23 protein-coding genes are annotated in these 26,138 nt (G+C 74.4%); 13 read left to right on the plus strand and 10 right to left on the minus strand.

Annotated features, from left to right (window positions below; genetic code table 11):
• The first annotated feature begins 126 nt into the window (after positions 1–126).
• Both ABEB06_RS09315 and ABEB06_RS09320 read left to right on the plus strand, forming a co-directional pair.
• Entirely contained in the window at positions 127–738 is a 612-nt protein-coding gene (locus ABEB06_RS09315) for a DinB family protein (protein WP_345696341.1), read from the plus strand.
• 261 nt (positions 739–999) lie between these two features.
• A complete protein-coding gene (locus ABEB06_RS09320) occupies positions 1,000–1,809 on the plus strand; it encodes a PP2C family protein-serine/threonine phosphatase (protein WP_345696342.1) in 810 nt (269 codons plus the stop codon).
• Here the strand turns inward: ABEB06_RS09320 and ABEB06_RS09325 are convergent.
• On the minus strand, positions 1,772–3,820 hold the full coding sequence (locus tag ABEB06_RS09325; protein ID WP_345696343.1) for an SMI1/KNR4 family protein: 2,049 nt from the start codon (positions 3,818–3,820) through the stop codon (positions 1,772–1,774). The genes ABEB06_RS09320 and ABEB06_RS09325 overlap by 38 nt on opposite strands.
• Before the next feature lie 239 nt (positions 3,821–4,059).
• Between ABEB06_RS09325 and ABEB06_RS09330 the strand changes: the two genes are divergently transcribed.
• The 4 genes from ABEB06_RS09330 to ABEB06_RS09345 all read left to right on the plus strand — a co-directional run bounded on the left by ABEB06_RS09330 (position 4,060) and on the right by ABEB06_RS09345 (position 7,942).
• Positions 4,060–4,965, plus strand: coding sequence for an oxygenase MpaB family protein (locus ABEB06_RS09330; RefSeq protein WP_345696344.1), 906 nt, complete (start codon positions 4,060–4,062; stop codon positions 4,963–4,965).
• 63 nt (positions 4,966–5,028) lie between these two features.
• On the plus strand, positions 5,029–5,772 hold the full coding sequence (locus ABEB06_RS09335) for an AMP-binding enzyme (protein ID WP_345696345.1): 744 nt from the start codon (positions 5,029–5,031) through the stop codon (positions 5,770–5,772).
• A gap of 279 nt (positions 5,773–6,051) precedes the next feature.
• Positions 6,052–7,068, plus strand: coding sequence for an isopenicillin N synthase family dioxygenase (locus ABEB06_RS09340; protein ID WP_345696346.1), 1,017 nt, complete (start codon positions 6,052–6,054; stop codon positions 7,066–7,068).
• Between the two features lie 157 nt (positions 7,069–7,225).
• Positions 7,226–7,942: a MerR family transcriptional regulator gene (locus ABEB06_RS09345; protein WP_345696347.1), complete on the plus strand. Its 717-nt coding sequence runs from the start codon at positions 7,226–7,228 to the stop codon at positions 7,940–7,942.
• A 21-nt stretch (positions 7,943–7,963) separates the two neighbouring features.
• On the opposite strand, the gene ABEB06_RS09350 is transcribed toward ABEB06_RS09345, so the two are convergent.
• The 4 genes from ABEB06_RS09350 to ABEB06_RS09365 are packed head-to-tail and all read right to left on the minus strand — an operon-like array spanning position 7,964 to position 13,687.
• The gene (locus tag ABEB06_RS09350; protein ID WP_425559596.1) at positions 7,964–10,129 is read right to left on the minus strand and encodes a 3-hydroxyacyl-CoA dehydrogenase NAD-binding domain-containing protein; all 2,166 of its coding nucleotides are present in this window, start codon (positions 10,127–10,129) and stop codon (positions 7,964–7,966) included.
• 29 nt (positions 10,130–10,158) lie between these two features.
• The gene (locus tag ABEB06_RS09355) at positions 10,159–11,373 is read right to left on the minus strand and encodes an acetyl-CoA C-acetyltransferase (RefSeq protein ID WP_345696349.1); all 1,215 of its coding nucleotides are present in this window, start codon (positions 11,371–11,373) and stop codon (positions 10,159–10,161) included.
• A 39-nt stretch (positions 11,374–11,412) separates the two neighbouring features.
• A complete protein-coding gene (locus ABEB06_RS09360; protein ID WP_345696350.1) occupies positions 11,413–12,555 on the minus strand; it encodes an acyl-CoA dehydrogenase family protein in 1,143 nt (380 codons plus the stop codon).
• Positions 12,556–12,589: 34 nt separating this feature from the next.
• Entirely contained in the window at positions 12,590–13,687 is a 1,098-nt protein-coding gene (locus tag ABEB06_RS09365; protein WP_345701787.1) for a CaiB/BaiF CoA transferase family protein, read from the minus strand.
• A gap of 167 nt (positions 13,688–13,854) precedes the next feature.
• On the opposite strand from ABEB06_RS09365, the gene ABEB06_RS09370 reads away from it, so the two are divergent.
• The 5 genes from ABEB06_RS09370 to ABEB06_RS09390 all read left to right on the plus strand — a co-directional run bounded on the left by ABEB06_RS09370 (position 13,855) and on the right by ABEB06_RS09390 (position 17,820).
• Positions 13,855–14,118, plus strand: a complete 264-nt coding sequence (locus ABEB06_RS09370) for a DUF1876 domain-containing protein (protein ID WP_345696351.1) — start codon at positions 13,855–13,857, stop codon at positions 14,116–14,118.
• A gap of 94 nt (positions 14,119–14,212) precedes the next feature.
• The gene (locus tag ABEB06_RS09375; RefSeq protein ID WP_345696352.1) at positions 14,213–15,187 is read left to right on the plus strand and encodes a hypothetical protein; all 975 of its coding nucleotides are present in this window, start codon (positions 14,213–14,215) and stop codon (positions 15,185–15,187) included.
• Positions 15,184–16,398: a sensor histidine kinase gene (locus ABEB06_RS09380; protein ID WP_345696353.1), complete on the plus strand. Its 1,215-nt coding sequence runs from the start codon at positions 15,184–15,186 to the stop codon at positions 16,396–16,398. Before ABEB06_RS09375 ends, ABEB06_RS09380 begins: the two co-directional genes overlap by 4 nt.
• Positions 16,395–17,051 (plus strand): response regulator transcription factor, encoded by a 657-nt coding sequence (locus ABEB06_RS09385; RefSeq protein ID WP_345696354.1) that lies wholly within the window; start codon positions 16,395–16,397, stop codon positions 17,049–17,051. The genes ABEB06_RS09380 and ABEB06_RS09385 overlap by 4 nt, the downstream gene beginning before the upstream one ends.
• Before the next feature lie 73 nt (positions 17,052–17,124).
• Positions 17,125–17,820, plus strand: a complete 696-nt coding sequence (locus ABEB06_RS09390; protein ID WP_345696355.1) for a Pr6Pr family membrane protein — start codon at positions 17,125–17,127, stop codon at positions 17,818–17,820.
• Here the strand turns inward: ABEB06_RS09390 and aroA are convergent.
• Positions 17,817–19,052, minus strand: a complete 1,236-nt coding sequence (gene aroA / locus ABEB06_RS09395; protein WP_345696356.1) for a 3-phosphoshikimate 1-carboxyvinyltransferase — start codon at positions 19,050–19,052, stop codon at positions 17,817–17,819. The genes ABEB06_RS09390 and aroA overlap by 4 nt on opposite strands.
• Positions 19,053–19,399: 347 nt before the next feature.
• Here aroA and ABEB06_RS09400 point away from each other — a divergent pair, with 347 nt between their 5' ends.
• Positions 19,400–20,809: a sulfatase family protein gene (locus tag ABEB06_RS09400; RefSeq protein WP_345696357.1), complete on the plus strand. Its 1,410-nt coding sequence runs from the start codon at positions 19,400–19,402 to the stop codon at positions 20,807–20,809.
• Between the two features lie 26 nt (positions 20,810–20,835).
• Complete coding sequence (locus ABEB06_RS09405) at positions 20,836–21,768, plus strand: formylglycine-generating enzyme family protein (protein WP_345696358.1); 933 nt, start codon at positions 20,836–20,838, stop codon at positions 21,766–21,768.
• Between the two features lie 7 nt (positions 21,769–21,775).
• On the opposite strand, the gene ABEB06_RS09410 is transcribed toward ABEB06_RS09405, so the two are convergent.
• From ABEB06_RS09410 to ABEB06_RS09425, 4 genes are all read right to left on the minus strand, one after another.
• The gene (locus tag ABEB06_RS09410) at positions 21,776–22,756 is read right to left on the minus strand and encodes a hydroxyacid dehydrogenase (protein WP_345701788.1); all 981 of its coding nucleotides are present in this window, start codon (positions 22,754–22,756) and stop codon (positions 21,776–21,778) included.
• A 148-nt stretch (positions 22,757–22,904) separates the two neighbouring features.
• Positions 22,905–23,729, minus strand: a complete 825-nt coding sequence (locus ABEB06_RS09415) for a carbohydrate ABC transporter permease (protein ID WP_345701789.1) — start codon at positions 23,727–23,729, stop codon at positions 22,905–22,907.
• An 83-nt stretch (positions 23,730–23,812) separates the two neighbouring features.
• Positions 23,813–24,751: a carbohydrate ABC transporter permease gene (locus tag ABEB06_RS09420; protein WP_345696359.1), complete on the minus strand. Its 939-nt coding sequence runs from the start codon at positions 24,749–24,751 to the stop codon at positions 23,813–23,815.
• Positions 24,751–26,094: an ABC transporter substrate-binding protein gene (locus ABEB06_RS09425; protein WP_345696360.1), complete on the minus strand. Its 1,344-nt coding sequence runs from the start codon at positions 26,092–26,094 to the stop codon at positions 24,751–24,753. The genes ABEB06_RS09420 and ABEB06_RS09425 overlap by 1 nt, the downstream gene beginning before the upstream one ends.
• Positions 26,095–26,138: the final 44 nt, after the last annotated feature.

Consider the following 26,138-nt stretch of genomic DNA (forward strand, 5'->3'; position numbering starts at 1 on the left):
CCTCTAATATCGCTGCACGTCCGCATCATAGGCAGCCGTGGAGGCCGTGCCGCAAACGAATTCGGACCGGTCGGGCGGGCCGGAAAACCAGGTGGACCGGCGGCGCGGGCACGGCGGACTCGCCGCATGACCCGATCCTCGGCACCCGACCCGAAGTCCGATCTGCACCGCTACCTGCGCGACGCCCGCCGGGCGGTCCTGTGGAAACTCGACGGCCTGTCCGAGTACGACCTCCGGCGGCCGATGACCCCGACCGGCACCAACCTGCTCGGCCTGGTCAAGCACCTGACCGGCGCGGAGGCGCTGTACTTCGGCGCCACCTTCGGGCGGCCGTTCGACGCGCCGCCGCTCTGGATCACCGGCGACGCAGAACCGGACGCGGACTTCTGGGCCACCCCGGAGGAGAGCCGCGAGCTGATCGTCGACGGCTACCGGACGGCCTGGGCGCACGCCGACGCGGTGATCGACGCCCTGGCGCTCGACGCGGTCGGCCGCGTCCCGTTCGAGCCTTACTCCGAACTCACCTTGCAGCAGGCGCTGTTGCACATGGTCGCCGAGACCGGGCGGCACGCCGGGCACGCCGACGTGGTGCGGGAGCTGATCGACGGCGCGGCCGGGCTGCGCGAACGCGACAGCAACCTCCCGCCGGGCGACCGGGAGCGCTGGGCCACCCACCGCGCCCGGGTCGAACGGGCCGCCCGGACGGCGGCCGACCGCGCCCCGACCGCCGCGGGGTGACCACGCGTCAGCCCCGGCGGCCGAACCACCGCCGCCGCGGCGAACCGGGCCAGCCCGTCCTGCAGCCGCTCGATCCGGTCGAGCGGGGCGGGCAGGTCCGGGACCAGGTCGAAGGAGTGGACGGAGAGGACCACGCCCCGCCCGTCGGTCCACACCCCGGGCTCGAGCTGGGTGAAGCCGGTGAGGTCCATGCCGACGATCGGGTCCATGGCGCCATCATGGCGGACCGGCCGGTGGCGCGTTCTGCCAGGATGGGTGCCGATGAGGACAGGGACTCCGAACTGCGCGGTGTGTGGAGGGACGGTCGCCCCCGACGGCCGGTGCTGGAACTGCGGGGCGGCCCAACCCGCCTTCCGGGCGCGGCTGGAGGCGGCGGACGGGCGCGGCTCCGCCGCGGTCGCCGACCGGGGGCTGCGGAAGGCGACCAACGCGGACGCCTTCGCGCTGACCGCCGTCGGCCCGTGGTCGGTCGGGGTGGTCTGCGACGGGGTGTCGATGGCGCCGCGCGCCGACCGGGCGGCCCAGGTCGCGGCCGAGACCGGGGCGGCGGCGCTGGCCGCCCTGCTGCGGGAGGGCGCGCTCCCGGAGACCGCGCTCGCCGAGTCCGCCGCCCGGGCGGCCCGCGCGGTCGCCGCGCTGGCCCCCGGCGGCACCGCCGACAACGCACCCGCCTGCACCTATCTCGCGGGCATCACCGGGCCGGCCGGCCTCTGGTGCGCGGGCGTCGGCGACAGCCGCGCGTACTGGCTGCCCGAGCACGGCCCCGGCAGGGTGCTCACCGAGGAAGACACCGGCGAACTCGACGCGCTGACCGCCTGGTTGGGTGCCGGTGCCGAGCCGCCCGAGGCGGCGGTGGCGAGCTTGCGCCCGTCGGTCCCGGGCCGGCTGCTGCTGTGCACCGACGGCCTGTGGCGCCACCTCCCGCACCCGGACGACCTGCGCGCCGCCCTCCCCCGCAACCGTGCCGCCGATCAACTCGCTTCCGCCCGCGGCCTGGTGGGCCGTGCGCTGGCCGCGGGCGGCGAGGACAACATCACCGCCCTGCTGCTGACCGTCCCCGCGGACCGCTGAGGCCGCCGGGCTCTGCGGTGCCCGTGACCCGCAGCGGCGCGGCGTCGTGGCCGAGGCGCGCGGCCCAGGCCAGTGCCTCGTCCAGGGTGACGTCCCGGCCGACGAGCCGGGCGGCGGCGAGGGTGCCGGGCACCCGTCCGCCGTCGATCAGTTCGGCCCACTGCGTCCGGTCGAGCGCGAGGTGGCGCAGGCCGGGCAGGTCGGCGAGGACGCCGAGGTGCGGGACGAGGGCGGCGGCCAGGTCGAGGGCGTGCAGGTGCGGGACGGCGCGCAGCGGGGCGAGGTCGACCGGGACGGCGGAGCCGAGCGCCAGGGCCGCCAGGTGCGGGTGCCCGGCGAGCGGGGCGAGGTCGCCGCCGGTCAGGTGGACGCGCAGGTCCTCGACGGGCAGCTCGCGGAGCGGGGCGAGGTCGGTGGTGGAGCACCGGTTGAGGTGGAGCCGGCGCAGGGCGCGTGCCGCGGTCACGGGGCGCAGGTCCACCGGGGAGGGGGCGTCGTTGAGGTGGACGGCCTGGTGGGTGGGCAGTACCCGGTCCGGCGTCCGGCCGACCAGCTGCCGGGGGCCGCGGGGGCGCGGCGGCAGGCGCAGGTCGAGGAAGTCGTCGTCGACCTCGTAGGCGCCGACGGCCATCAGCTCCAGCTGTTCGCCGAGCAGGGCGGTCAGCGACTCGGCGACGTACTCGGGGCCGCCGTCGAAGTCGCGGCCCACCCGGATGACCTGGCCGGGGCGGCCGTCGCGGGCGGGGGCGAGGTCGACGGCGAGGTAGTTGCCGTCCTCGCCGGTGGCGAACGGGATCCAGCCGGGGTGCCCGCCGCAGCGCCGTACGGTGTCGGCGGGGTCCGCGTCGAACACCACGGTGCGCCGGCCGAGCTCCCAGCCGAACCAGGCCGGTTCGCGGACCCACCGGTGGGCCTCCGGCAGGCTCGCCACCGGCATCCAGCCGTAGGTGTCGAAGAGGTACCGGCCGCCGTCGCCGTCGGCGAGCCGGTAGAGCGCGCGGAGGTCGGCGGGCAGCGTCGCGCCGATCCGGCGCTCGGTCTCCGCGACGGCGGCCTCGCCGGCCGGTGGCGGCAGCTCGACCGGCTCGTCGAGGAGTTCGGCGCGCTGCCGCACGAAGTCCCGGAGGCGGGCGACGGCCTGCTCCGGGTCGCCCGAGGGGGCGGCCGTGCCGCCTTCCTGGGCCGCGCCGGGCTGCGGCGGCCGGCCGTCGGGGTCCAGCACGAGCAGCGCGCCGCCGTCTCGGCCGGTCAGGGTGGTGAGCGTGGCCTCGCAGACGGTCAGGCGGTACTCGCCGGAGGGCCGGCAGGCGATCTCCAGGCAGACCGCCTGCCAACCGCGGGCCCCGCGCACCTCCGCGGCGAGCAGGCGCAGCTCGTCGAAGCTGTTCGGCACGGGCTTCGGGAAGGCCGCGCCGGGCAGGTGGTAGCCGCCGGAGCAGTCGATGCTGCCCTCGTTCGCGGTGGACGTCAGCACCGCGCCCGTCCACCCCTCGGGTGCGTGCGCCAGGATCTTCGCGGCGAGCCGCCGCGCCCTGTCCTCCAGCATGTCCTCGTTCCTCTCCGGTCGACCGGAGGTGATCGTCCCAGTGGCCGGTGACAGCGGGTCGCTCAGTGCTGGAAGAGGCGCGACGCCGGTGAGCCGGGCGAGCCAGGCGCGGCGGTCGGCGGCGGTGAGCTCGCCGGCGGGGACGGTGAGGGCGGCGGCGCGGGCGCCGGCGGGTGAGACGTGTGGGAAGGACGCGGCGGCGGGCCGGCCGAGGGTGCGGGCGGCCTCCCGGAGGAGCTGCCAGGCGTTGAGGGCGTCCAGCAGGTCGATGTACGAGGGTTCGCCGTTCAGCACCCGGATCGGCATCCGGTCCTCGGCGACCGGGACGGCGTGGGACGCGCGCTGGTGCGGATCGGTGCCGTGGCGCAGCGGCAGGGTGGTGGACGGGGATTCACGGGCCGGGCCTCCTCGGCGGTGGGTCGCTGACGGAGGCGCCCAGGCGGTCGGTGCTCGCGTCGGTGTCACGGCCGTTCCCCGGTGGTGGTCCGCCTTCGCCAGTCGCGGCCGCGGCCGGCGTACAGGGCCGGGCGCCGGCGGCGTACAGGGCCGGGCGCCGGCGGCGACGGGGAGCCGCGGCGCGGTGCCGGGCGGTCCGTGGCGGCAGCAGTGGCCGGCTGACGCCCCGTTGACCTGCGCCGCCCCGGCGCCGGTACAGTCGCTGCGGCCGTCCGTCCGGGTCGGCCGCGCGCAGCCGAGGGGGCGTTGTGACGGTCCGGCACCTGGAGCGGATCCGGCAGCTCGATCCGGAGACCGAGTACACCGAGATCTACCGGATCAGCAGCCAGTACGAGTTCCCGTGGGACACCACGCAGGCGCTCGGCTTCGCGCTGTACCGCACCTACGCGGTGCCGTCGATCGGCCGACTGCTGGCGGAGACCGGCGAGTTCACCGCGCGCACCCAGAAGCGGTACGACGACACGGTGCTGATCCTGGAGGCGGTGGTCGAGCACGGCTTCGACTCCGAGCAGGGCCGGGAGGCGGTGCGCCGGATGAACCGGATGCACCGCCGGTACGAGATCTCGAACGAGGACTTCGTCTACGTGCTGTCCACCTTCGTGGTGGTGCCCAAGCGCTGGCTGGACGAGTTCGGCTGGCGCCCGTACTCCCCCGTCGAGGTGAGGGCCTCGGTCAACTACTACCGGGAGCTCGGGCGCCGGATGGGCCTGCGCGACGTCCCGGAGACGTACCAGGAGTTCGAGCGGTTGCTGGACGGCTACGAGCGGGCCCACTTCGCCTTCGACCGGGGCGGGCGGGACGTCTCGGACGCCACCCTGGACCTGACCGCGAGCTGGTACCCGCGGCCGCTCGGCGCGGCGATGCGGTACGCCTCGCTGTGCCTGCTGGACGACCCGCTGCGGGAGGCGTTCGGCTACCCGCGCCCGCCCGCGGCGCTGCGCCTCGCGGTGCGCGCGGGGATGCGGCTGCGCGGGCGGTTCGTGCGGCTGCTGCCGCCGCGCCGCCGGCCCAGCCTGGCCCGGGACGGGCGGCAGGTGCGCGGCTACCCGAACGGCTACGAGATCAGTGAGCTGGGCACCTTCGAGGACGGCCGTCCGGGTGGCTGTCCGTTCCCGCACGCGAAGGCCGACACCCCTCCGGGCACGCACTCTTGACGATCCGTCGCGCTTGTCCAAGCCTGGTCGGGCGCGACGCGGATCCGAGTGGAGGCGGTGGCGGTGGCCGAGCAGCAGCTGTCCGAGGAGCACGGCGGCGACGAGCCCGCGCCACCGGCCGGGACGATCGGCGCCCGGCCGGACCGCACCGCCCCGGCCCTCCCCGACCGGGAGCCGCTGGTCGACGTGGAGACCGGGCGGCGCCGGCCCTGGTCAGCGCCGGCCGCCGACGTGGACCGGCCGGCCCGCGGCCTGCGGGCGCCCGGGGTGCGGCCGGGCGACCGGGTCGCCGTCCGGGCGGCGAACTGCCCGGTGGAGGTGATGAAGCCGGTCCGGACCGAGCTGCGCGTGCCGGAGGCGGCGATCGCGTACGGGATGACCGGGACGGCGCCGGTGTCCACCGTGACCAGGCGCGACGACGACCTGGCGGTGATGCGCTCCGACGGCTGCCCGGCGGTGGTCGGCCGGATCAAGGACGTGATCATCCGCCGCGGCGCGAACGTCCACCCGCGGGAGGTCGAGGAGTTCCTGCCCACCCACCCGGCGACCGCGGACGGGCCGGTCGTCGGGGTGCCGGACGAACGCCCCGGCGAGGAGGTCCGCGCCTTCGCGGTGCTCCGCGACCCGGCCGCCGCACCGGCCGCCGCACCGGGCGTCGCGGAGTCGGCCGCGTTCTGCCGGGGCCGGCCGGCGCACTGCGAGACGCCCCGGCACCTGCGGGTGGTGCCGGGCTTCCCGCCGACGGCCGGCGGCAAGGTCCGCGGGGCCGAGCTGCGGGACCCGGCCGCCCGGGCGCTCGCCCGGTGACCGGGGCGGCCGCACGGGTGTTCGCCCGCCCCCGGGACGGTCCTCTACTCTGGTCACGTGCTCATACTCGTCAGCCGTCGCCACGTGGACCTGCTCCGCGTCACGAGCATGTCCTGTCGACGCTCCGGCTGACCTCGTTCCTCCCCTTCCCCGCCCCTCTCCTGTGGGCACACACCCTGCTTCCGGCTCCGCCCGACCGCCCGACCCGGCGGCGGCTGCGGCAGCGACCCCGGCGACCGCCGGGCTCCGCCGGGGCACCGACCTTCGCGGATGTCACCCATGACGCAGCAGTCCCGTTCCACCGGCCTCCCCGTGATCGACCTGTCGCTCGCCGACGGCGCCCCCGAGGACCGGACCCGCCTGCACGACGCCCTGCGGGCCGCCGCCACCGACGTCGGCTTCTTCCAGCTGACCGGCCACGGCGTCACCCGGGCGGAGACCACCGCCCTCACCGACGCGATGCGCGCCTTCTTCGAGCTCCCCGAGGCCGACCGGCTGGCGGTGAGCAACCTGAACTCACCGCACTTCCGCGGCTACACCCGGACCGGCGACGAGCGCACCGGCGGCAGCCAGGACTGGCGCGACCAGCTGGACATCGGCGCCGAGCGGCCGCCGCACGTCCCCGGCCCCGGCGAGCCCCCGTACTGGTGGCTGGAGGGCCCCAACCAGTGGCCCGCGGCGCTGCCCGAGCTGCGCACCGCCGCGCTGAACTGGATCGACCGGCTGAGCGCGGTCGCCGACCGGCTGCTGCACGAGCTGCTGGCCTCGATCGGCGCCGATCCGGACTTCTACGACGACGCCTTCGCCGGGCACCCGCACCTGCGGCTGAAGCTGGTCCGCTACCCGGGCACCGCGCCGGACGGCGCGGGGCAGGGCGTGGGCACCCACAAGGACTACGGCTTCATCACCCTGCTGCTGCAGGACACCGTGGGCGGTCTGCAGGTGGCCCGCCCGGACGGCTCGTTCCTGGACGTGCCGCCGATGGAGGGCGCCTTCGTGGTCAACCTGGGCGAGCTGCTGGAGGTCGCCACCGACGGCTACCTGAAGGCCACCAGCCACCGGGTGATCAGCCCGCCCGGGGCCCGCGAGCGCTTCTCGGTGCCGTTCTTCTACAACCCGCGCCTGGACGCGCACATCGAGCCGCTGGACTTCCCGCACGCCCACCACGCGCCCGGCGCCACCGCCGACCCGGCCAACCCGCTGTACGCCGAGTTCGGCCGCAACGAGCTCAAGGGCTACCTGCGCGCCCACCCCGAGGTGACCCGGCGGCACCACGCGGAACTGCTGCCGCTCTGACCCGGCCGCCCAGGCGGCCGTCCCGGGCGCTCTCCCCGGTCCGGGACGGCCGGTCTGGGAGTGGACTGCCGCACTGCGACGGTGTCACACTGGCGCTGTCACAGCAAGACTGCTGCACCAAGGCTTCACCAAGGTCCGGGCACGGGGAGTTGGGCATTTGAACGAGGCGGCGACCCGGCTGACCGTCGACGAACTGGCCGCCCGGGCCGGGGTGACCGTGCGGACGCTGCGCTTCTACGCCACCAAGGGCCTGCTCCCCCCGCCCGAGCTCGGCCCCCGCCGGGTCGGCCTCTACGGCCCCGAGCACCTGGGCCGGCTGGAGCTGATCGAGGAGCTGCAGCGCCAGGGCCTCACCCTCGCCGCGATCGAGCGCTACCTGGCCCAGCTCCCGGCCGACATCAACTCCCTCGACCTGGCGATCCACCGCGCCCTGGTCGCCTCCTGGACCCCGGAGAGCGCCGAGGAGGCCACCCGGGAGCAGCTGGAGCGCCGCACCGGGCGCACGCTGTCCGATGCCGACCTGGACAACCTGGCCGCGATGGGCGCGCTGCACCGCACCGCGGACCCGGACGTCTTCAAGATCGAGCCGGGGCTGCTGCCGCTCGGAGTCCAGGTGCTGGACGTGCCGATCCCGCTGGAGACCCTGGTCGCGGCCCGCGCGGTGGTGCGGCTGCACAGCCAGGCCACCGCGCACGACCTGCACCGGCTGTTCCGCGAGACGGTGTGGAAGCCGTACCGGGAGAGCTCCCCCGCGCCGGAGGAGCTGGAGCGGATGAAGGCGCTCACCGACCGGATCCAGCCGATGGTGGTGCAGGCCCTGGTGACCGCCTTCCAGCGCTCGCTCGCCGAGGAGCTGGCCGCCCGGCCGGAGTGACCGGGCGGCCCGCTCCGGGCGTCAGTCCCGGAAGGTCGCGCCCTCCTCGGCCATCCGCACCAGCGTCGCCGGCGGCTCGAAGCGCTCGCCGTACGCGGCCGCCAGCTCCCGGGCGCGGGCGACGAAGCCCGGCAGCCCGCCGTCGTAGCCGTTGATGTACTGGAGCACGCCGCCGGTCCAGGCCGGGAAGCCGATGCCGAGGACGGAGCCGACGTTGGCGTCGGCGACCGAGGTGAGGACGTTCTCGTCCAGGCAGCGGACGGAGTCCAGCGCCTCGGCGAAGAGCATCCGCTCCTTCATGTCCTCGAACGGGATCTCCTTGCCGGGCACCGCGAAGTGCTCGCGCAGGCCCGGCCAGAGCCGGGTGCGGCGGCCGTCCTGGTACTCGTAGAAGCCGGCGCCGCCGCTGCGGCCGGGACGGTCGAACTCGTCCAGCATCCGGTCCATCACCACCTCGCCGGGGTGGGTCCGCCAGGTGCCGCCGGCCGCCTCGACCGCGAGCTTCGACTCGTTGCGGATCTTGCGGGGCAGGGTCAGGGTCAGCTCGTCCAGCAGCGAGAGCACCTTGGCCGGGTAGCCGGCCTGGGCGGCCGCCTGCTCGACCGAGACCGGGTCGAGGCCCTCGCCGATCATGGCCACGCCCTCGTTGATGAACTGGCCGATCACCCGGGAGGTGAAGAAGCCCCGGGAGTCGTTCACCACGATCGGCGTCTTGGCGATCTGCCGGACCAGGTCGAAGGCGCGGGCCAGCGCCTCCCGGCCGGTCTGCGGGCCGACGATGATCTCGACCAGCGGCATCTTGTCCACCGGCGAGAAGAAGTGCAGGCCGATGAAGTCCGCCGGGCGGTCGACGCCCTCCGCCAGCAGGCCGATCGGCAGCGTGGAGGTGTTGGAGCAGAGCAGCGCGTCCGGGGCGACCACGCCCTGGACCTCCTGGAACACCTTGTGCTTCAGCTCGGGGTTCTCGAACACCGCCTCGATCACCGCGTCGCAGCCCGCCAGGTCGGCGGCCTCGGCGGTCGGGGTGATCCGGGCCAGGAACTCCTCGCGGGCCTCCGGGGTCATCCGGCCGCGGGCCACCAGCTTGTCCAGCAGGCCGGCCGAGTAGGCCTTGCCGCGCTCGGCGGCCTCCGGCGTGACGTCCTTGAGGAACACCTGGATGCCGGCCTTGGCGCAGGAGTGGGCGATGCCGGCGCCCATCATGCCGGCGCCGAGCACGGCGACCTTCTGCACCGTCCGGGCCAGGACGTCCTTCGGACGGCCGGCGCCGGAGTTGACCGCCTGCATGTCGAAGAAGAAGGCCTGGATCATGTTCTTCGAGGTCTGGCCGCAGGCGAGCTCGGTGAAGTAGCGGGCCTCGATCACCATCGCGGTGTCGACGTCCACCTGGGTGGACTCGACCGCAGCCGCCAGGATGTTGCGCGGCGCCGGGTACGGCGCGCCGGCCAGCTGCTTGCGCAGGTTCGCCGGGAAGGCGGGCAGGTTGGCGGCGAACGCCGGCGACGAGGGCGTACCGCCGGGGATCCTGTACCCCTTGACGTCCCAGGGCTGGACGGCCTCCGGGTTGGCGTCCACGAAGGCGCGGGCCTTGGCCAGCATCTCCTCGCGGTCGGCGGCCAGCTCGTGCACCAGGCCGTTCTCCAGCGCCTGCGCGGGGCGGTACTGGCGGCCTTGCAGCAGCACCTTGAGCAGGGCGTCGGTGATGCCCATCAGGCGCACCGTGCGGACCACGCCGCCGCCGCCGGGCAGCAGGCCGAGGGTGACCTCGGGCAGGCCGATCTTCGAGCCGGGGGCGTCCAGCGCGATCCGGTGGTGGCAGGCGAGGGCGATCTCCAGGCCGCCGCCGAGCGCGGCGCCGTTGATCGCGGCGACCACCGGCCGGCCGAGGGTCTCCAGGGTGCGCAGCGCGCGCTTGATCCGCATCGAGTTGGCGAACACCTGCTCGGCGTCCTCGGGGCGGGCGGCGGAGATCAGCTTCAGGTCGCCGCCGGCGAAGAAGGTCTTCTTCGCGGAGGTGATGATCACACCGCGCAGGTTCTCGGTGGCCTTCAGCCGCTCGACCGTCGCCTCCAGGGCGTCGGTGAAGGCGGCGTTCATGGTGTTCGCGGACTGGGCCGGGTCGTCGAGGACGAGGGTGACCACACCGTCCTGGTCCTGCTCCCAGCGGATGGCGGCTGCGTCGGTCACGTCGGTCATGGTGGTAGGTCTCCCGGGTCTCAGATGCGCTCGATGACGGTGGCGATGCCCATGCCGCCGCCCACGCAGAGGGTGGCCAGGCCGTAGCGCAGGTCGCGGCGCTCCAGCTCGTCGATCAGGGTGCCGATCAGCATCGCGCCGGTCGCGCCCAGCGGGTGGCCGAGCGCGATCGCGCCGCCGTTGACGTTCACCTGGTCGGCGCGGAAGCCCATCTCGCGGACGAAGCGCAGGGCGACCGCGGCGAACGCCTCGTTGATCTCGACCAGGTCGATGTCGGCGGCGGTCAGGCCCGCCTTGGCGAGCGCCTTGCGGGTGGCCGGCGCCGGGCCGGTCAGCATGATGGTCGGCTCGGAGCCGGAGACCGCCGCCGAGACGATCCGGGCGCGCGGGGTCAGCCCGTACCGCTCGCCGACCTCCTTCGAGCCGATGGCGACCAGCGCCGCGCCGTCCACGATGCCGGAGGAGTTGCCCGCGTGGTGGACGTGGTCGATCGACTCCACCCAGTGGTACTTCTGCAGCGCCACGGCGTCGAAGCCGCCGGCCTCGCCGATCCCCGCGAAGGAGGGCTTGAGGCCGGCCAGCGTCTCCACCGTGGTGCCCGGGCGGATGAACTCGTCGCGCTCCAGCACCACCAGGCCGCTGCGGTCGCGCACCGGCACCACCGAGCGGTCGAACAGGCCGTCGGCCTGGGCCTTGGCCGCGCGCGCCTGCGACTCGGCGGCGAAGGCGTCCACGTCGGTCCGGCTGAAGCCCTCGATGGTGGCGATCAGGTCGGCGCCGACGCCCTGCGGGATGAAGCCGGTCTCGTACGCGGTCATCGGGTCGGCGAACCAGGCGCCGCCGTCCGAACCCATCCGGACCCGGGACATCGACTCCACGCCGCCGGCCAGGATCAGGTCCTCCCAGCCCGAACGGACCTTCGCCGCGGCCAGGTTGACCGCCTCCAGGCCCGAGGCGCAGAAGCGGTTCTCCTGCACGCCGGCCACGCTGTCCGGCAGCCCGGCGGCGATCGCCGCCACCCGGGCGATGTCCGAGCCCTGGTCCCCGATCGGCGAGACCACACCGAGCACGATGTCGTCGATCGCCGCCGGGTCCAGCGACGGGAAGCGGCGCCGGATCTCGTGGATCAGGCCGACCACCAGGTCGATCGGCTTGGTCCCGTGCAGCGAGCCGCTGGCCTTGCCGCGACCGCGTGGGGTGCGGATCGCGTCGTAGACGTACGCTTCGGTCGTCATGGGGTGCATACCTTTCGGGGTTGGCCCGGGGGTGGTCGGTCAGCCGAGGAGGGAGCGGCCGACGATCTCTTTCATGATCTCGGTGGTGCCGCCGTAGATGGTCTGGATCCGGCCGTCGGTGAAGGCCTTGGCGACCGGATATTCGCTCATGTAGCCGTACCCGCCGTGCAGCTGCAGGCAGCGGTCGGCGGCGCGCTTCTGCAGCTCGGTCGCCCACCACTTCGCCATCGAGGCGTCGACGGGGGTGAGGGCGTACCGGTTGTGCTCGGTGACGCAGCGGTCCACGAAGGTGCGGGTGACCGCGCACTCGGTCGCCAGCTCGGCGATCTCGAAGCGCACGTGCTGCAGCTTGGCGAGCGGCTTGCCGAAGGCGGTGCGCTGCTTCACGTACTCCGTGGTCAGCTCCAGCAGGTGCTCGGCGCCCGCGATCGCGGCCACCGCGATGGCCAGGCGCTCCTGGGCGAGGTTGCGCATCAGGGCGTAGAAGGCGCCGTTCTCCTCGCCGAGCAGGTTCTCCTTGGGGACGCGCACGTCGTGGAAGAACAGCTCGGCGGTGTCCTGCGCCTTCTGGCCGATCTTGTCCAGGTTGCGGCCGCGCTCGAAGCCCGCCGTGCCGCGCTCCACCACCAGCAGGCTCAGGCCGTGCGCGCCGCCCTCCGGAGTGGTCCGGGCGACCACCACCACCAGGTCGGCCAGGATGCCGTTGGAGATGAAGGTCTTCGAGCCGTTGAGCACGTAGTGGTCGCCCGCGTCGGTGGCGGTGGTCCGGATGCCCTGCAGGTCGGAGCCGGCGCCCGGCTCGGTCATCGCGATCGCCGTGATCAGCTCGCCCGAGCAGAACCCCGGCAGCCAGCGACGCTTCTGCTCCTCGGTGCCGAGCGAGGTCAGGTACGGGCCGATGATGTCGTTGTGCAGGCCGATCGCCAGTCCGCTGGCGCCCGCCCGGACGAACTCCTCGGCCAGCACCGACGCGTACCGGAAGTCCGGCACCCCGCCGCCGCCGAACTCCTCGGGGACGGCGGTGCCCAGCAGCCCCGCCCGGCCGGCCGCCAGCCACGCCTCCCGGTCGACGATGCCCGCCTTCTCCCAGCGGTCGTGGTGCGGCAGCACCTCCTTCGCCAGGAACGCCTTCACGGTCTCCCGGAACGCCTCGTGCTCCGGCTCGTACAGCTCGCGTTGCACAACGGTTGCCTTTCGTCGGTCCCGCAGGGGGAGGTCACGGCGCTTCGACGGCCCAGTCCGCGAACACCTCGGCCGTGTGCTCGCCCGGCTGCGCCGGCGGGCGGCGCAGCGCGGTCGGGGTGGCGGAGAAGCGCGGGGCCGGGGCGGGTTGGGTGAGTCCTTCGTGGTCGGTGTAGGTGCCGCGGGCCGCCAGGTGCGGGTGGGCGGCGGCCTGCCGGAGCGTCAGGACCGGTGCCACGCAGGCGTCCGAGCCCTCGAACACGGCCGTCCACTCGGCCTGCGTCCGGCTCGCGAAGCGGTCCGCGATCCGGGCCCGCAGCTCGGGCCAGCGCTCCGTGTCCCACTGCCCGGGCGCGTCCTCGCCGAGCTCCAGCAGCGCGGCGAACTCGGCCCAGAACTGCGGCTCCAGCGCGCCGACCGCCAGGTAGCCGCCGTCCGCCGCCCGGTAGGTGCCGTAGAACGGGGCGCCGCCGTCCAGCAGGTTCACGCCGCGCCGGTCATGCCACTGGCCGGCGCCCAGCAGGCCCCACAGGATCGCGCCGAGGTGTGCCGCGCCGTCCACGATCGCGGCGTCCACCACCTGTCCCTCGCCGGTCCGCCGGGCGTGCTGCAGGGCGGCGAGCAGTCCGACCACCAGGTACAGCGAGCCGCCGGCGTAGTCGCCGAGCAGGTTCGCCGGGATCGCCGGGGGCCCGTCGGCCGGGCCGATCAGGCCGAGGATGCCGGACGTCGCCAGGTAGCCGATGTCGTGGCCGGCCCGGGCGGCGAGCGGGCCGTCCTGGCCCCAGCCGGTCATCCGGCCGTACACCAGCGCCGGGTTGCGGGCCAGGCAGGCCTCGGGGCCGACGCCCAGGCGCTCCGCGACGCCCGGCCGGTAGCCCTCGACCAGCAGGTCGGCGCGCGCCGCCAGGCCCAGCACCAGGCCCGGTCCGTCCGGCGCCTTCAGGTCGACCCGCACCGAGCGCTTGTTGCGGTTGGTGAGGTCGAACGCCGGGTCCGGCCCGATCGCGGGCGGTCCGGGGCGGTCGACCCGGACCACGTCCGCGCCCAGGTCGGCCAGCAGCATGGCGGCGAACGGCCCGGGGCCGATCCCGGCGAGTTCCAGTACGCGCACTCCGGCCAGCGGCCCCATCGCCCCGTCCTCCGTCTTTGACAGTGAAGCTGTCACACTGGCGATGATAGAGAGGTGACCGGCCGGTAACAAGGCCCTGGGGCGGCCGGTCGTCCCGGCCTTGCGATGCGCCCCCGGCGGGCGGATTCTGGGGCTGACGACGCTTCGCGAGAGGAAGGTGACCGGTGATGCACAACCACTGGATCGTCGACCTGAACTTCGAAGAGGACGACACCCGCACCACCTGCACCGCTTCACTCAGCGGCTTCAGCGCCCCCGGTGTGCAGGGCACCGGGACCGCCCGCCGCAGCCCCGACGACAGCCCCGACTCCGTCATCGGCGAGGAACTGGCCGCCGCCCGCGCCTGCTCCCAGCTCGCCCACGCCCTGGTCGACCGGGCCGCCACCGGCATCGAGTCCCACACCCACGAACAGCCCCGCCTGATCTTCTGAGCCCGCCGGGACCCGGGGGCTCCCCCGCACGGGGGAGGCGGATCGTGACCGGGACGGAGGCGCCGCGGACCGGGCCGGCGGCAGAGTCGTCCGCATGGACCTCACCCCCTCCGGCCCGCTGCGGCGCGGCCTGTGCGCGGCCGCCGTCGCGGCCACCGCGCCGTACCTCGCCCTGAAGCTGCTGTGGCTGTGCGGGAGCACGGTCGGCATCACGGGCTCCACGCCCACCGGGGCCACCGCGCTGTGGTGGCTGAACCTGCTGACCTTCGGCCTGGACGCGGCGGCGGTGGCGCTGGCCCTCGCCTTCGTCCGGCCGTGGGGGCGCCGGATGCCGGGCGGGCTGGTGGCGTTCCCGATGTGGGTGGCGACCGGCCTGCTCGGCCCGCTGATGGTCGCGCTGGTCCTGAACACCGGCGCGGCCGCGGTGCTGGGCGCCGAGCCGGCCCGGCCGGGCGCGGACTGGCTGGCCCCGTGGGTGTACGCGCTGGTCTACGGCGGGTTCGCGGTGCAGGCGGTCGCGTTGACGGCCGGGTTCGCGCTGTACGGGCGGGAGCGCTGGGCGGCCCTGCTCGGCGGGCGGGTCGGCGGGATGCCGGGGACGGCGACCCTGCCGCTGCAGCGGAGCCTGGCCGCGGCCGGCACCCTGCTGGCCCTGCCCGCCCTGGTGCTGCACCTCGCCTGGCTGGGCGGCTCCGACCTGGCACTGTCCTCGACGGCGGCGGCCGACCTCGGCCGGGGCGGGCGGATCATGTCGGGCGTGCTGGCCCTGGCAGCCGCGGGCGCGGCGGGCTCGCACCTGGCACTGGTGTTCCGGCTGCGGCCGGGCGGGCGGGTGCTCCCGCTGCTGGTGGCCGCGTGGACCGCGGGCGGCGGGCTGTTCTGCTGGGGCGGCTGGACCTTCCTCGCCACGGTCCTCGGTGGCGCCGGCGACGCCGCCCACGCCCTGCCCGCCGCGGCCCTGCTGGCCGGGGCGGCGCAGGTCGCCGCCGGGCTGCTGCTCCTGGTGGTCGGCACCCTGGCCCTGGTCGAACGCGCGTCCGGGACGGCTGACGTAGAGTCAGCGCGATGAGCGCACTGATCGGACGGCGGGCCGCCCTGCGGTGGGTCCACCTGGTGCTCGGCGGCGCACTGCTGATGCCGTACTGGATGCTCGCCCTGGTGGTGCTCACCCCGCTGGTCCCGGGCGACGGGCCGCGGCACGCGGTGCTGCTCGACCTCGCCGCGCTGCCGCTGGCGCTGCCGGCCGCCGCGGTCACCGCGCTGGTGCCGGTGGTGCGGGTGCTGGAGTCGGCGGCGGCCCGGGCGCTGTGCGCGGGCGCCGGCGGAGAGCTCGCCACGACGGTGGACCGCTCCTGGGAGGCCCGCCGAAGGACCGCCCTGTGGTTCGTCCTGCACCTGGGCCTGGGCGGGGTGGTGGCGGGCATGTCGCTGGCCGCCCCGCCGGCGGTGGTGGCCCTGCTGGTCCGGCCGGACGACGGACGGCTGCGGCTGTGGTTCGGGCCGCAGCCGCCCGCCCCGGCGCTGCTCGCGGCGGCGCTCACCGCCCTGGTGGTGCTGACCAGTGCCGGGGCCGGCGCGCTGCTGGCCCGCTGCGCGCCGCCCCTGCTCGGGCCGACGCCCGCCGAGCGGATCGCCGAGGCCGAACGGCGCACCCTGGTCCTCGCCCAACGCAACCGGCTGGCCGGTGAGTTGCACGACTCCATCGGACACGCGCTGAGCGCGGTGGCGATCCAGGCCGCGGCGGCGGGCCGGGTGCTGGAACGCGATCCGGCCTTCGCCGCCGAGGCGCTGGCCGCGATCGAACGGACCGCACGCGACGCGGTCGGCGAACTCGACGCCGTGCTCGGCCTGTTGCGCGAGGAGCAGGACGGCGGCGGGGTCGGCCCGGTGCTCGGCGGGGGCGGGCTGGAGCTGCTGCTGCGGCAGGTCGGCCTGGCCGGCCTGCGGGTACGGGCCCGAACCGGCCCCGGCCTGGACGCGCTGGCGCCGGAGCTCTCCCGGGAGGCCTACCGGATCGCGCAGGAAGGGCTGAGCAACGTGCTGCGGCACGCGGGATCCGGGGAGGCCGAGCTGCGGATCGAACGACGGTGCGAGAGGCTGGAGTTGGAGCTGACCAATCCACTGGGCGCCGGCCGGACCAGCCGGCCCGGCGGGGGCCGGGGGCTGCGCGGGCTGGCGGAGCGGGCGGCGGCGCTGCGCGGGGAGTTCACCGCCGGTCCGGACGCCGACGGCACCGGCTGGCGGCTCGCGGCGGTCCTGCCGACCGGGGACGCCGGATGATCCGGATCGTCGTGGCGGACGACGAGCGGCTGGTGCGCACCGGCCTGCGGGTGGTGCTGGAGGCCGAGCCGGACCTGACGGTGGTCGGCGAGGCCGCGAGCGGGGACGAAGTGGTGCCACTGGTGCGGGAGTTGCGGCCCGACGTGGTGCTGATGGACGTCCGGATGCCCCGGGTCGACGGGATCCGGGCGACCGAGCAGCTGACGGCCGCGCTCGACCCGCCGCCGCGGATCCTGGTGGTGACCACCTTCGAGCACGACGACCACGTCCACCGGGCGCTGCGCGCGGGCGCGGCGGGCTTCCTGCTGAAGCGGGCCCGCCCGGAGGAGATGGTGCACGCGGTCCGGCTGGCGGCGCACGGCGAGTCGCTGCTCTTCCCGCCGGCGGTGCGCGGCAGCGTGGCGGACGGGGGCGGGGCGGGCCGGAGCGGGGGCGCCGACCCGGACCGCCGGATCGCCCGGCTCACCGAGCGCGAGCGGGAGGTGCTGCGGCTGATGGCCGCGGGCTTCAGCAACCTGGAGATCGCCGAGCGGCTGCTGATCGGCGCGCAGACGGTGAAGTCGCACGTCGCCTCGGTGCTGGCGAAGCTCGGCGCCCGCGACCGCACCCAGGCGGTGATCGTCGCGTACCGCTCGGGTTTCGTGCGGCCGTGATGGACTCCGGGTGACGTCGGGGTGACCGGCAGGTGCTTCCGGCAGTTGGCTACCGGTGGGTAGAGTGCGGCGCATGAACGTCTGGACCCGTCCTGCACTCTGGTGGCGGCTGGCCATCGCGCTCTCGGCCTTCCTCGGACTGGTCCTGAGCAACAGCTCGCTCGTCTACTTCACCATCCAGAGCAACGTCATCGTGCTCGGCTACTTCCTCGGCACCGCGTACTGGATGGTCAGGCGCTCGACCGCGGACGCTCCCGCGCCGCGGCTGCGCGGGGCGGCGGTGCTGTACATCACGATCACCGGGATCGTCGCGCACGTCCTGCTCAACCACGGGGAGAACCCGCTGCCGGGCCTGGTCTCCGGCCCGGAGCGGCTGCAGAGCTGGTCGAGCTTCTTCCTGCACTACACCACGCCGCTGCTGGTGCTGGCCGACTGGCTGGTGCTGAAGCCGCGCAACGCCTCGCGCTGGCGCGACCTGCCGCTGTGGCTGGCCTTCCCGCTGGGGTACGCGGTCGTCACCGAGGCCCGGGCGATCCTCTTCCCGGGCTTCCCGCTGAAGTACCCGTACTTCTTCCTCGACCCGACCGAGCACGGCTACGGCTGGGTGGCCGGGCAGATCGGCCAGCTGACGGTGGAGTTCGTCCTGCTGGCCGCCGCCGTGGTCGGCCTGGACCGGCTCGGCACCCGACTGTTCACCCGCACCCGCCCCACACCCGGGGCCACCCCGGAAGCCGCCGAAGCGGCCGCCGAAACCGCCGCGAAGGCCTAGTCCTCGGTCGCGGCCCAGGCGGCGAAGGCCTGGTGGAAGTCGGGGAAGGTCTTGCGGACGCAGCCGGGGTCGTCGAAGGTGATGCCCGGCGTGCGCAGGCCGGTGACCGCGAAGGACATCACGATGCGGTGGTCGCCGTGGGTGGCGATCTCGGCGGGGGCCGGGTTGCCGGGACGGATCTCGATCCAGTCGCGGCCGGTGGCGACGTCGACGCCGAGCCGGCGCAGGTTCTGCGCGCAGGCGTCGAGCCGGTCGCACTCCTTGATCCGGGTGTTGTAGACGTCGACGATCCGGATCGGCCCGGCCGCGAAGGGGGCGATCGCGGCGAGCGTCGGCATGGTGTCGGAGATGTCGCGCATGTTGACGGTGCCGCCGGAGAGCATCCCGCCCGCCGGCCCGGCGACGGTGACCCGGTCGGCCTCCACCGACACCCGGGCGCCGAGCCGCTCCAGCACCTCGACGAAGCGCAGGTCGCCCTGGAGCGCGCCCCGCCCGAGACCGGGCACGGTGACCTCGCGGCCGGTGACGGCGGCCGCGGCGAAGAAGTAGGAGGCGGTGGAGGCGTCCGGCTCGACCGGGTACGCGGCGGCCCGGTAGCCGCCCGCCGGGACGGTGAAGACGTTGCCGTCGCGCTCCACGGCGGCGCCGAAGCTGCGCATCATGGCCAGGGTGATCTCCACGTACGGCGCGGACACCAGGTCGGTGACGGTGATCCGCAGGCCGTCGCGGGTGAGCGGGCCGAGCAGCAGCAGCGCGGTCAGGTACTGGGAGGACAGGCCGGCGTCCAGGGTGACCTCGCCGCCGGCGACGCCGTCGGCGTCGATCCGCAGCGGGTGGTGGCCCTCCTGCTCCTCGTGGTGCAGGCGCACGCCGAGGTCGCGCAGGGCGGCGGTGAGCGGGCCGAGCGGGCGGCGGCGCATCTGCGCGGAGGCGTCGAAGCGGTAGCTGCCCCGGCCGGCGGCGGCGAGCACCGGCAGGAATCGGGCGGTGGTGGCGCCGTCCCGGCAGTACACCTCGGCGTCGCCGGCCGGCCCCTGCGGGCGGCCCTCGATCCGCCACTCGCGCTCCTCGCGCTCGACCCGGTACCCGAGCTTCAGCAGCCCCTCGGCGAAGCCCTCGGTGTCGTCCGAGGCGAGCGGTCGCAGCAGGGTGGTGGTGCCCTCGGCGGCCGCGGCGAGGAACAGCGCGCGGGCGGTGACCGACTTGGAACCGGGGACCTCGACGACGGTCACGGGGGCGTCCTTCCGGGTGGGCGTGGGGGCTCCGGCGATCCTGCCCTGACGTCCGCGCAGCGTGCGCGGGCGTTCCATCCTGTGGGACGGGTGAAACCGGCGGGTTCGCGCAACATTGCAACAGCACCGTGAAATCCGTGCGTTGATTGGCGCCGGCCGCTTCCGGAGCCCTCCGGACCGGCCCTAGGTTCCCTGCCATGGCGGCAGCAGCGCATCTCACCGCGCGCCGGCACGTCGACTTCGGTCGACTGCACGGCGCGCTCTGTCCGAGCCCCTCGGCGTGACTCCACCGCCGAGAGAGGTCCGTGTCTTCCGTTCCCCGTCTTCCCCTCCATGAAAGGGCTTCCATGAGCCGGAACGACGAACCGCAGCTCGGCCGCCGGGGATTCCTGGCCGGCGCCGCCGCCGTGGCGGCCGCGACCGCCGTCCCCGCGGCGGCCTCGATCGCCGCCGCACCCGCCGCCGCGGCCGCGACCCGCCCGAACGTCCTGGTGATCCTGACCGACGACCAGCCCAAGCACACCGAGTGGGCCACGCCCAACACCGTCGCCTGGCTGACCGGGAACGGCGTCCGCTTCACCGACGGGCACGTCACCACCCCGCTGTGCGCCCCGTCCCGGTCCTCGATCTTCAGCGGGCGCTACGCGCACAACCACGGGGTGCTGGACAACGGCCACCCGTACAACCTCGACCAGAGCGCCACCCTGCAGCGGGCGTTGAAGCAGGCGGGCTACCGGACCGGCCTGTTCGGCAAGTACCTCAACGCCTGGAACGTGGCCGACAACCCGCCGCACTTCGAGGAGTGGCTGCTGGAGGACCCGGTCGTCTACAACGACGGGACGTACAACGACAACGGCACCGTCCGCACCATCGCCGGGTACTCCACCACGGTCATCAGGAACCGCACCCTGGCCTTCCTGGACAAGGCCGCCACCGACAGCCGCCCGTGGTTCGCGTTCGTCGCGCCGAAGGCCTCGCACGAGCCCAACACCCCGGAGCCGAAGTACGCCGACACCGCCGTCCCGGCCTGGAACGGCCGCCCCTCGGTGCCCGAGGCGGACCGCAGCGACAAGCCCGAGTGGATCCGGGACGCCGGCGCCACCCTGGCCGACGCGCAGGCGCTGCGCACCCGCCAGCTGCGCACCCTGCTGTCGGTGGACGACGCGGTGCAGGCGTTCCACGACAAGCTGGCGGCGCTCGGCCAGTTGGACAACACCCTGGTGATCTACCTGGGCGACAACGGCTACACCTGGGCCGACCACGGCTGGCTGAAGAAGTCGGTGCCCTACCTGCCGTCGGTGGAGGTGCCGTTCTACCTCTCCTGGCCGGCCGGCGGGCTCGGCTCCGGCACCACCGACAACCGGATCGTCGCCAACATCGACATCGCGCCGACCGTCCTGGAGGCCGCCGGGATCACCCCGAACTGGTCGCTGGACGGCCACTCGCTGCTCGGCCCGTACAGCCGCGACCACCTGCTGGTGGAGTGGTGGGAGCAGGGCGTGCACCAGGCGAAGAGCCCGCACACCTGGTCCTCGTACCTGAGCAGGACCAAGCAGTACACCGAGTACTACAAGCTCCACACCGACGCCGACGGCCGGCCGGCCGGCACCGGGGCGGTGGCCTTCCGCGAGTACTACGACCTGGTGGCCGACCCGTACCAGCTCACCAACAGGCTGTACCAGGCGAGTCCGGCGGACGAGCAGGCGCTCGGCGTCCCGGCCCTGGCGGCGCAGCTGGCCGCCGACCGGACCTCCTGACCCGCCCCGCCCGAAAGGCCCCCGCGATGCTGTCCTGCTGCACCCCCGGACGTGAGCCCGTCGAGCTCGGGCTGCCGCTGCCCGTCGCCGCCCCGCCCTCGGCGGCGGCGCTGCGCGCCGCCCGGCAGCTGATCGCGCTGCCCGGCGGCACGTTCCTGATGGGCGCCGAGGACCCGGACGGCATCGCGGCGGACGGGGAGGGCCCGGTGCGGCCGGTGACGGTCTCCGGGTTCTCGGTCGCACCGACCGCGGTCAGCAACGCCGAGTTCGCGTCCTTCGCCCGGGAGACCGGGTACCTGACGGAGGCGGAGCGCTTCGGGTCCAGCTTCGTCTTCGAGGGGTTCCTGACCGACCGGCTGCGCGCCGTCTCCCCGCCGGTGGCCGCCACCCCGTGGTGGCGGGCGGTGGCGGGGGCCAGCTGGCGGGCGCCGGAGGGGCCGGGGTCCGACTTCGCCGCCCGCCAGCAGCACCCGGTGGTGCACGTCTCCTGGCACGACGCGCAGGCGTACTGCGCCTGGTCGGGCACCCGGCTGCCCACCGAGGCCGAGTGGGAGTACGCCGCGCGCGGCGGCCGGGAGCAGCAGCGCTACCCCTGGGGCGATGAACTGGCTCCGGGCGGACGGGAGTTGCTGAACATCTGGCAGGGCGTCTTCCCGACCGTGCAGACCGGCCGGCACCGCGGCACGGCGCCGGTGCGCTCCTACCGGCCGAACGGCTTCGGGCTGTACAACCCGGTGGGCAACGTGTGGGAGTGGTGCGCCGACCGGTTCAGCGCCGACTTCCACCTGACCGGGCCCCGGACCGACCCGGTCGGACCGCCGGACGGCCCCTCCCGGGTGATGCGCGGCGGCTCCCACATGTGCCACGCCTCGTACTGCAACCGCTACCGGCTGGGCGCCCGCAGCTCCAACACCCCGGACAGCTCCAGCGGCAACATCGGCTTCCGGGTGGCCAGCTGACGCAACATCAGGCTGTGCGGTCGATCTGGTCGGCCAGCACCGGGTGGGCGAACGGCAGCCCGGCGGCGTAGCGGGCCAGTTCGTCGGCGGCGGCCTGGGCCATCCGGTGCAGCTCGGTGCCGAGCGAGCCCGCCACGTGCGGGGTGAGCAGCACGTTCGGCAGCTCGTACAGCGGGGAGTCGGCGGGCAGCACCTCGGGGGTGGTGACGTCGAGCACCGCGTTCAGCCGGCCGGTGCGCAGCTCGGCGAGGAGCGCGTCCTGGTCGATCAGCGAGCCGCGCGAGGTGTTGACCAGGGTGGCGCCGTCGGGCATCAGGGCGAGCCGGCGGGCGTCCATCAGGTGGCGGGTGGCCGGGAGTTCGGGCGCGTGCACGCTCACCACGTCGCTGAGTGCGCAGAGCTCGTCGAGCTCCACGCCGCGGGCGCCGAGCTCGGCGGCGCCCGCGGCGTCCACGTACGGGTCGTGCAGCAGGACCGCGAAGTCGTGCGGCCGGAGCAGTTCCAGGACCCGGCGGCCGATCCGGGAGGCGCCGACGATGCCGACGGTGCGCCGGTAGTTGCCGGTGCGCGCGTAGGCGGCCTGCCAGTCGTGCTGGGCGCGGCGCCCGCGGTAGTCGGCGGCCAGCCGGAGCACCGGCTTGTTGGCGAACAGGATCGCGGCGAGGGTGTACTCGGCGACCGGCAGCGCGTTGGCCCAGGCGGCGGAGGTGACCTGGATGCCGCGCCGCCAGCAGGCGTCGGTGATGTGGTGCTTGACCGACCCGGCGGCGTGGACCACGGCGCGCAGCCGGGGCGCGGCGGCGAGCACGGCCTCGTCCAGCGGCGGGCAGCCCCAGCTGGAGACGATCACCTCGGCCTCGGCGAGGGCGGCGGCGGCACCGGGGTCGGTGAAGTCGTCGACGATCAGCGCCGGGTCGAGGTCGGCGGCCGCGGTCAGCGCGGCCATCGCGGTGTCGTCGATCAGCTTCGCGGCCAGGTCGCGGTGCATCGCGAGCAGGGCGCGCGGGCGGTGCCGGGCGGCCGGGACGGCGGGGCCGGGCGGCGCCTGGGCGGGCGCGGGCAGGGCGTTGGGCATCGGGGGCTCCCGATCGGAGTCGGTGAACGGTGGTGGCGGGTCGGTTGCTCGACGCTGCCGGTTACTTGACGCTGCCGGCGGTCAGGCCGGCCTTCCAGTGCCGCTGCAGGACCACGAAGGCGATCACCAGCGGGAGGACGGCGAGCAGCGAGCCGGTGACGACCAGCGGGTAGTACTCGGGGAAGGCGTGGGTCTGGGTGTTCCAGGCGTACAGGCCGAGGCTGACCGGGAAGAGCCGGTTGTCGGAGAGCATCACCAGCGGGAGGAAGAAGTTGTTCCAGATCGCGGTGAACTGGAACAGGAAGACGGTGACGAAGCCGGGCATGACCATCTTCAGGCCGATCGACCAGAAGGTGCGCAGCTCGCCGGCGCCGTCCATCCGGGCCGCCTCCAGCACCTCGCCGGGCACGTAGCCGGCGCAGAACACCCGGGCCAGGTACACGCCGAACGGGTTGACCAGCGAGGGCACGAAGACCGCCCAGAAGGTGTTGACGACGTGCAGCTCGGAGGCGAGCAGGTACATCGGCAGGGCGAGCGCGGTGGTGGGCACCAGCACGCCCAGCAGGACCAGGCCGAACAGCTGCTCCTTGCCGGGGAAGCGGTAGACGTGGAAGGCGTACCCGGCGCAGACGCAGACGAACGCGCAGAGCACCGCGCCGAGCCCGGCGTACAGCAGGGAGTTGAGGTACCAGCGGAAGTAGATGCCGTCGCCGGTGGTGGCCAGGTCGTGCAGGTTCTGGCCGAGGTGGAAGCGCTCGGGGGTGAGGGTGCGGCCGACCAGCAGGTCGCCGGTGTTCTTCGCGGAGGCGGTGACCAGCCAGCCGAGCGGCAGCAGGGTGTAGACGGTGGCCAGCACCAGGGCGCCGTTGACGGCGGTCTTCGACAGCGTCCACGGGCGGCGCGGCGGACGGGGGCCCGCCGTGCGGCGGGCCGCCGGCTCGGTGCGGGGGGCGGGGGTCAGCGTCGTACTCACGCGGCGTCCTCCTTGCGGCTGCGGCCCCGGGAGGCCCGGGTGACGGCGAAGGAGAGCACGGCGGCGGCGAGGGCCAGCAGCACCGAGGAGGCGGCGGCCAGGCCGTAGTCGTTGCGCTCGAACGCGGCCGAGTAGGCGTACATGTTGGGGGTCCAGGTGGAGACCACGCCGGGGGCGACGTCGTGCAGGATCATCGGTTCGGTGAACAGCTGCAGCGAGCCGATCACGGTGAACAGGCCGACCATCGTGATCGAGGCCCGGATCAGCGGGATCTTGACGCTGAGCGCGGTGCGCAGCGGGCCGGCGCCGTCGACCACGGCGGCCTCCAGCACCTCGCGCGGGATGGCCTGCAGGGCGGCGTAGAAGATCACCATGTTGTAGCCGGTCCACTCCCAGACCGCGATGTTGACCACGGCGGACAGCGGGTGGCCGAGCACGTCGACCTGGGCGCCGGCGCCGCCCAGGGCGTCGATCACCGGGCTGATGCCGGGGGTGTACAGGTACACCCAGACCAGCGCGGCGATGATGCCGGGCACCGCGTGCGGCAGGAACAGCGCGAGCTGGAAGAAGCGCTTGGCGCGGGCCAGCGCGGAGTCCAGCAGCAGCGCGGTGAGCAGCGACAGGCCGATCATCAGCGGGATGTACAGCAGGCAGTACTGGGCGGTGTTCCAGAAGCCGGCCCGGAAGGCCGCGTCGCCGAGCGCCCGGGTGTAGTTGCCCAGGCCGGTGAAGACCGTCTCGGAGCCGCCGAAGCCGAGGCCGGAGCGGTGCTCGGTGTACAGGCTGAGGTGGACGGCGTAGCCGATCGGGACCAGCGTGCAGGCGGTGAAGAGCACCATGAACGGGGCGAGCAGCAGGGCGGGCGCCCCGTACCGCCCGCGCCGCCGGGCGGCGGCGCGGGAGGCCTGCGCGGGATTGGGCGCGGGGGTCGACATCAGCCGTTGACCTTGAGGCCGCGGTTCTTCATCTCGGCGACGGTGGCCTGCTGGGCGGTGTCGACCGCGCCGGAGACGGTGCCGCCCTGGGCGAGCTTGCCGAAGGAGTCCTTGAGCGAGCCGTTGGTGGCGCTAATCGCCGGGCCCCAGGTCCAGTCCGGCTTGATGGACTGCGCGGCGTCCACGTAGACCGAGTAGATGTCCTGGCCGCCGTAGAAGTCGGTCTTGAAGGCGGCCTTGGCGACCGGCACCAGGTCGGGCGCGGCCGGGAACATCGAGGAGGTGCCGGTGGCGATCCGGGCCTGGATGCCCTCGGGGGTGGTGGTGGCCCAGGTGGCGAACTCGACCGCGGCCTTGGCCTTCTTGCTGTCCTTGGAGACCGCGAAGGTCGAGCCGCCGAGCATGCCGCTGGCCGGCCGGCCGTCCCAGGTCGGGACCGGGGCGACCGCCCACTTGCCGGAGGCGTCCGGGACGGTGCCCTTCAGCACGCCGCCGCCCCAGGCGGCGCCGACGTAGCCGGCCGTCTCGCCCTTCTGCAGGGAGGCGGTCCACTGCTGGCTGAACGAGGGCATCGAGCGGACCAGGTCGTCGGAGATCAGCTTCTGCCAGTAGTCGGTGACCTTCTTGGTCTCCGCGCCGGCCAGGTCGACCTTCCAGGTGTCGCCGGCGGTGGCGAACCAGTGGGCGCCGTTCTGCCAGCTCAGCGCCTCGACGGTGGACGGGTCGTCGGGGAAGAAGGTGGCGATCCGGGTGTTCGGGTCGGCGGCCTTCAGCTTCTCGGCGGCGGTGCGGAACTCGTCCCAGGTCTTCGGCGCGGCGACGCCGGCCTTCTCGAACAGGTCCTTGCGGTAGTAGAAGGCCTGCGGCGCGGCGTCCAGGGGCAGGGCGAAGGTGGAACCGCCCAGCGTGGTCAGGTCGACCGCCTGCGACAGGTACTTCTTCTTCAGGTCGGCGGAGACCAGCTTGCTGATGTCCTGGACGGCGCCCTGGCTGACGAAGTCGGGCAGCTGCGGGTACTCGACGTTGAACACGTCGGGGGCGTTGCCGGCCTTCACCGCGTTGGAGATCTTGGCGTAGCCGCCTGCGTTGCCGGAAGGGATCTCCTCGAAGGTGACCTGGATGTTCGGGTGCGAGGCGTTGAACGCGGCCACCACGTCCTTGGTGCCCTTGGCCCAGCCCCAGAAGGTCAGCGAGACCGGCTTGCCGTCGTTGGCGTCGGCCGCGGTCGCGCCCTTGTCGCCGCTGCTGCCGCAGGCGGCCAGCAGCGTCGCGCACAGGACGGTGGCGGTGGCGCCGGCGGCGGCGCGGAGGGCTCTGCGGCGGTGGAGAGCGGAAGAGGGCATGCTCGACTCCTGTGGGGGATTGCCCGAATTGCTGCGGGTTTGGC

Origin of the sequence: Kitasatospora terrestris, assembly GCF_039542905.1 — a bacterium.
GTDB classification, from domain to species: Bacteria; Actinomycetota; Actinomycetes; order Streptomycetales; family Streptomycetaceae; genus Kitasatospora; species Kitasatospora terrestris.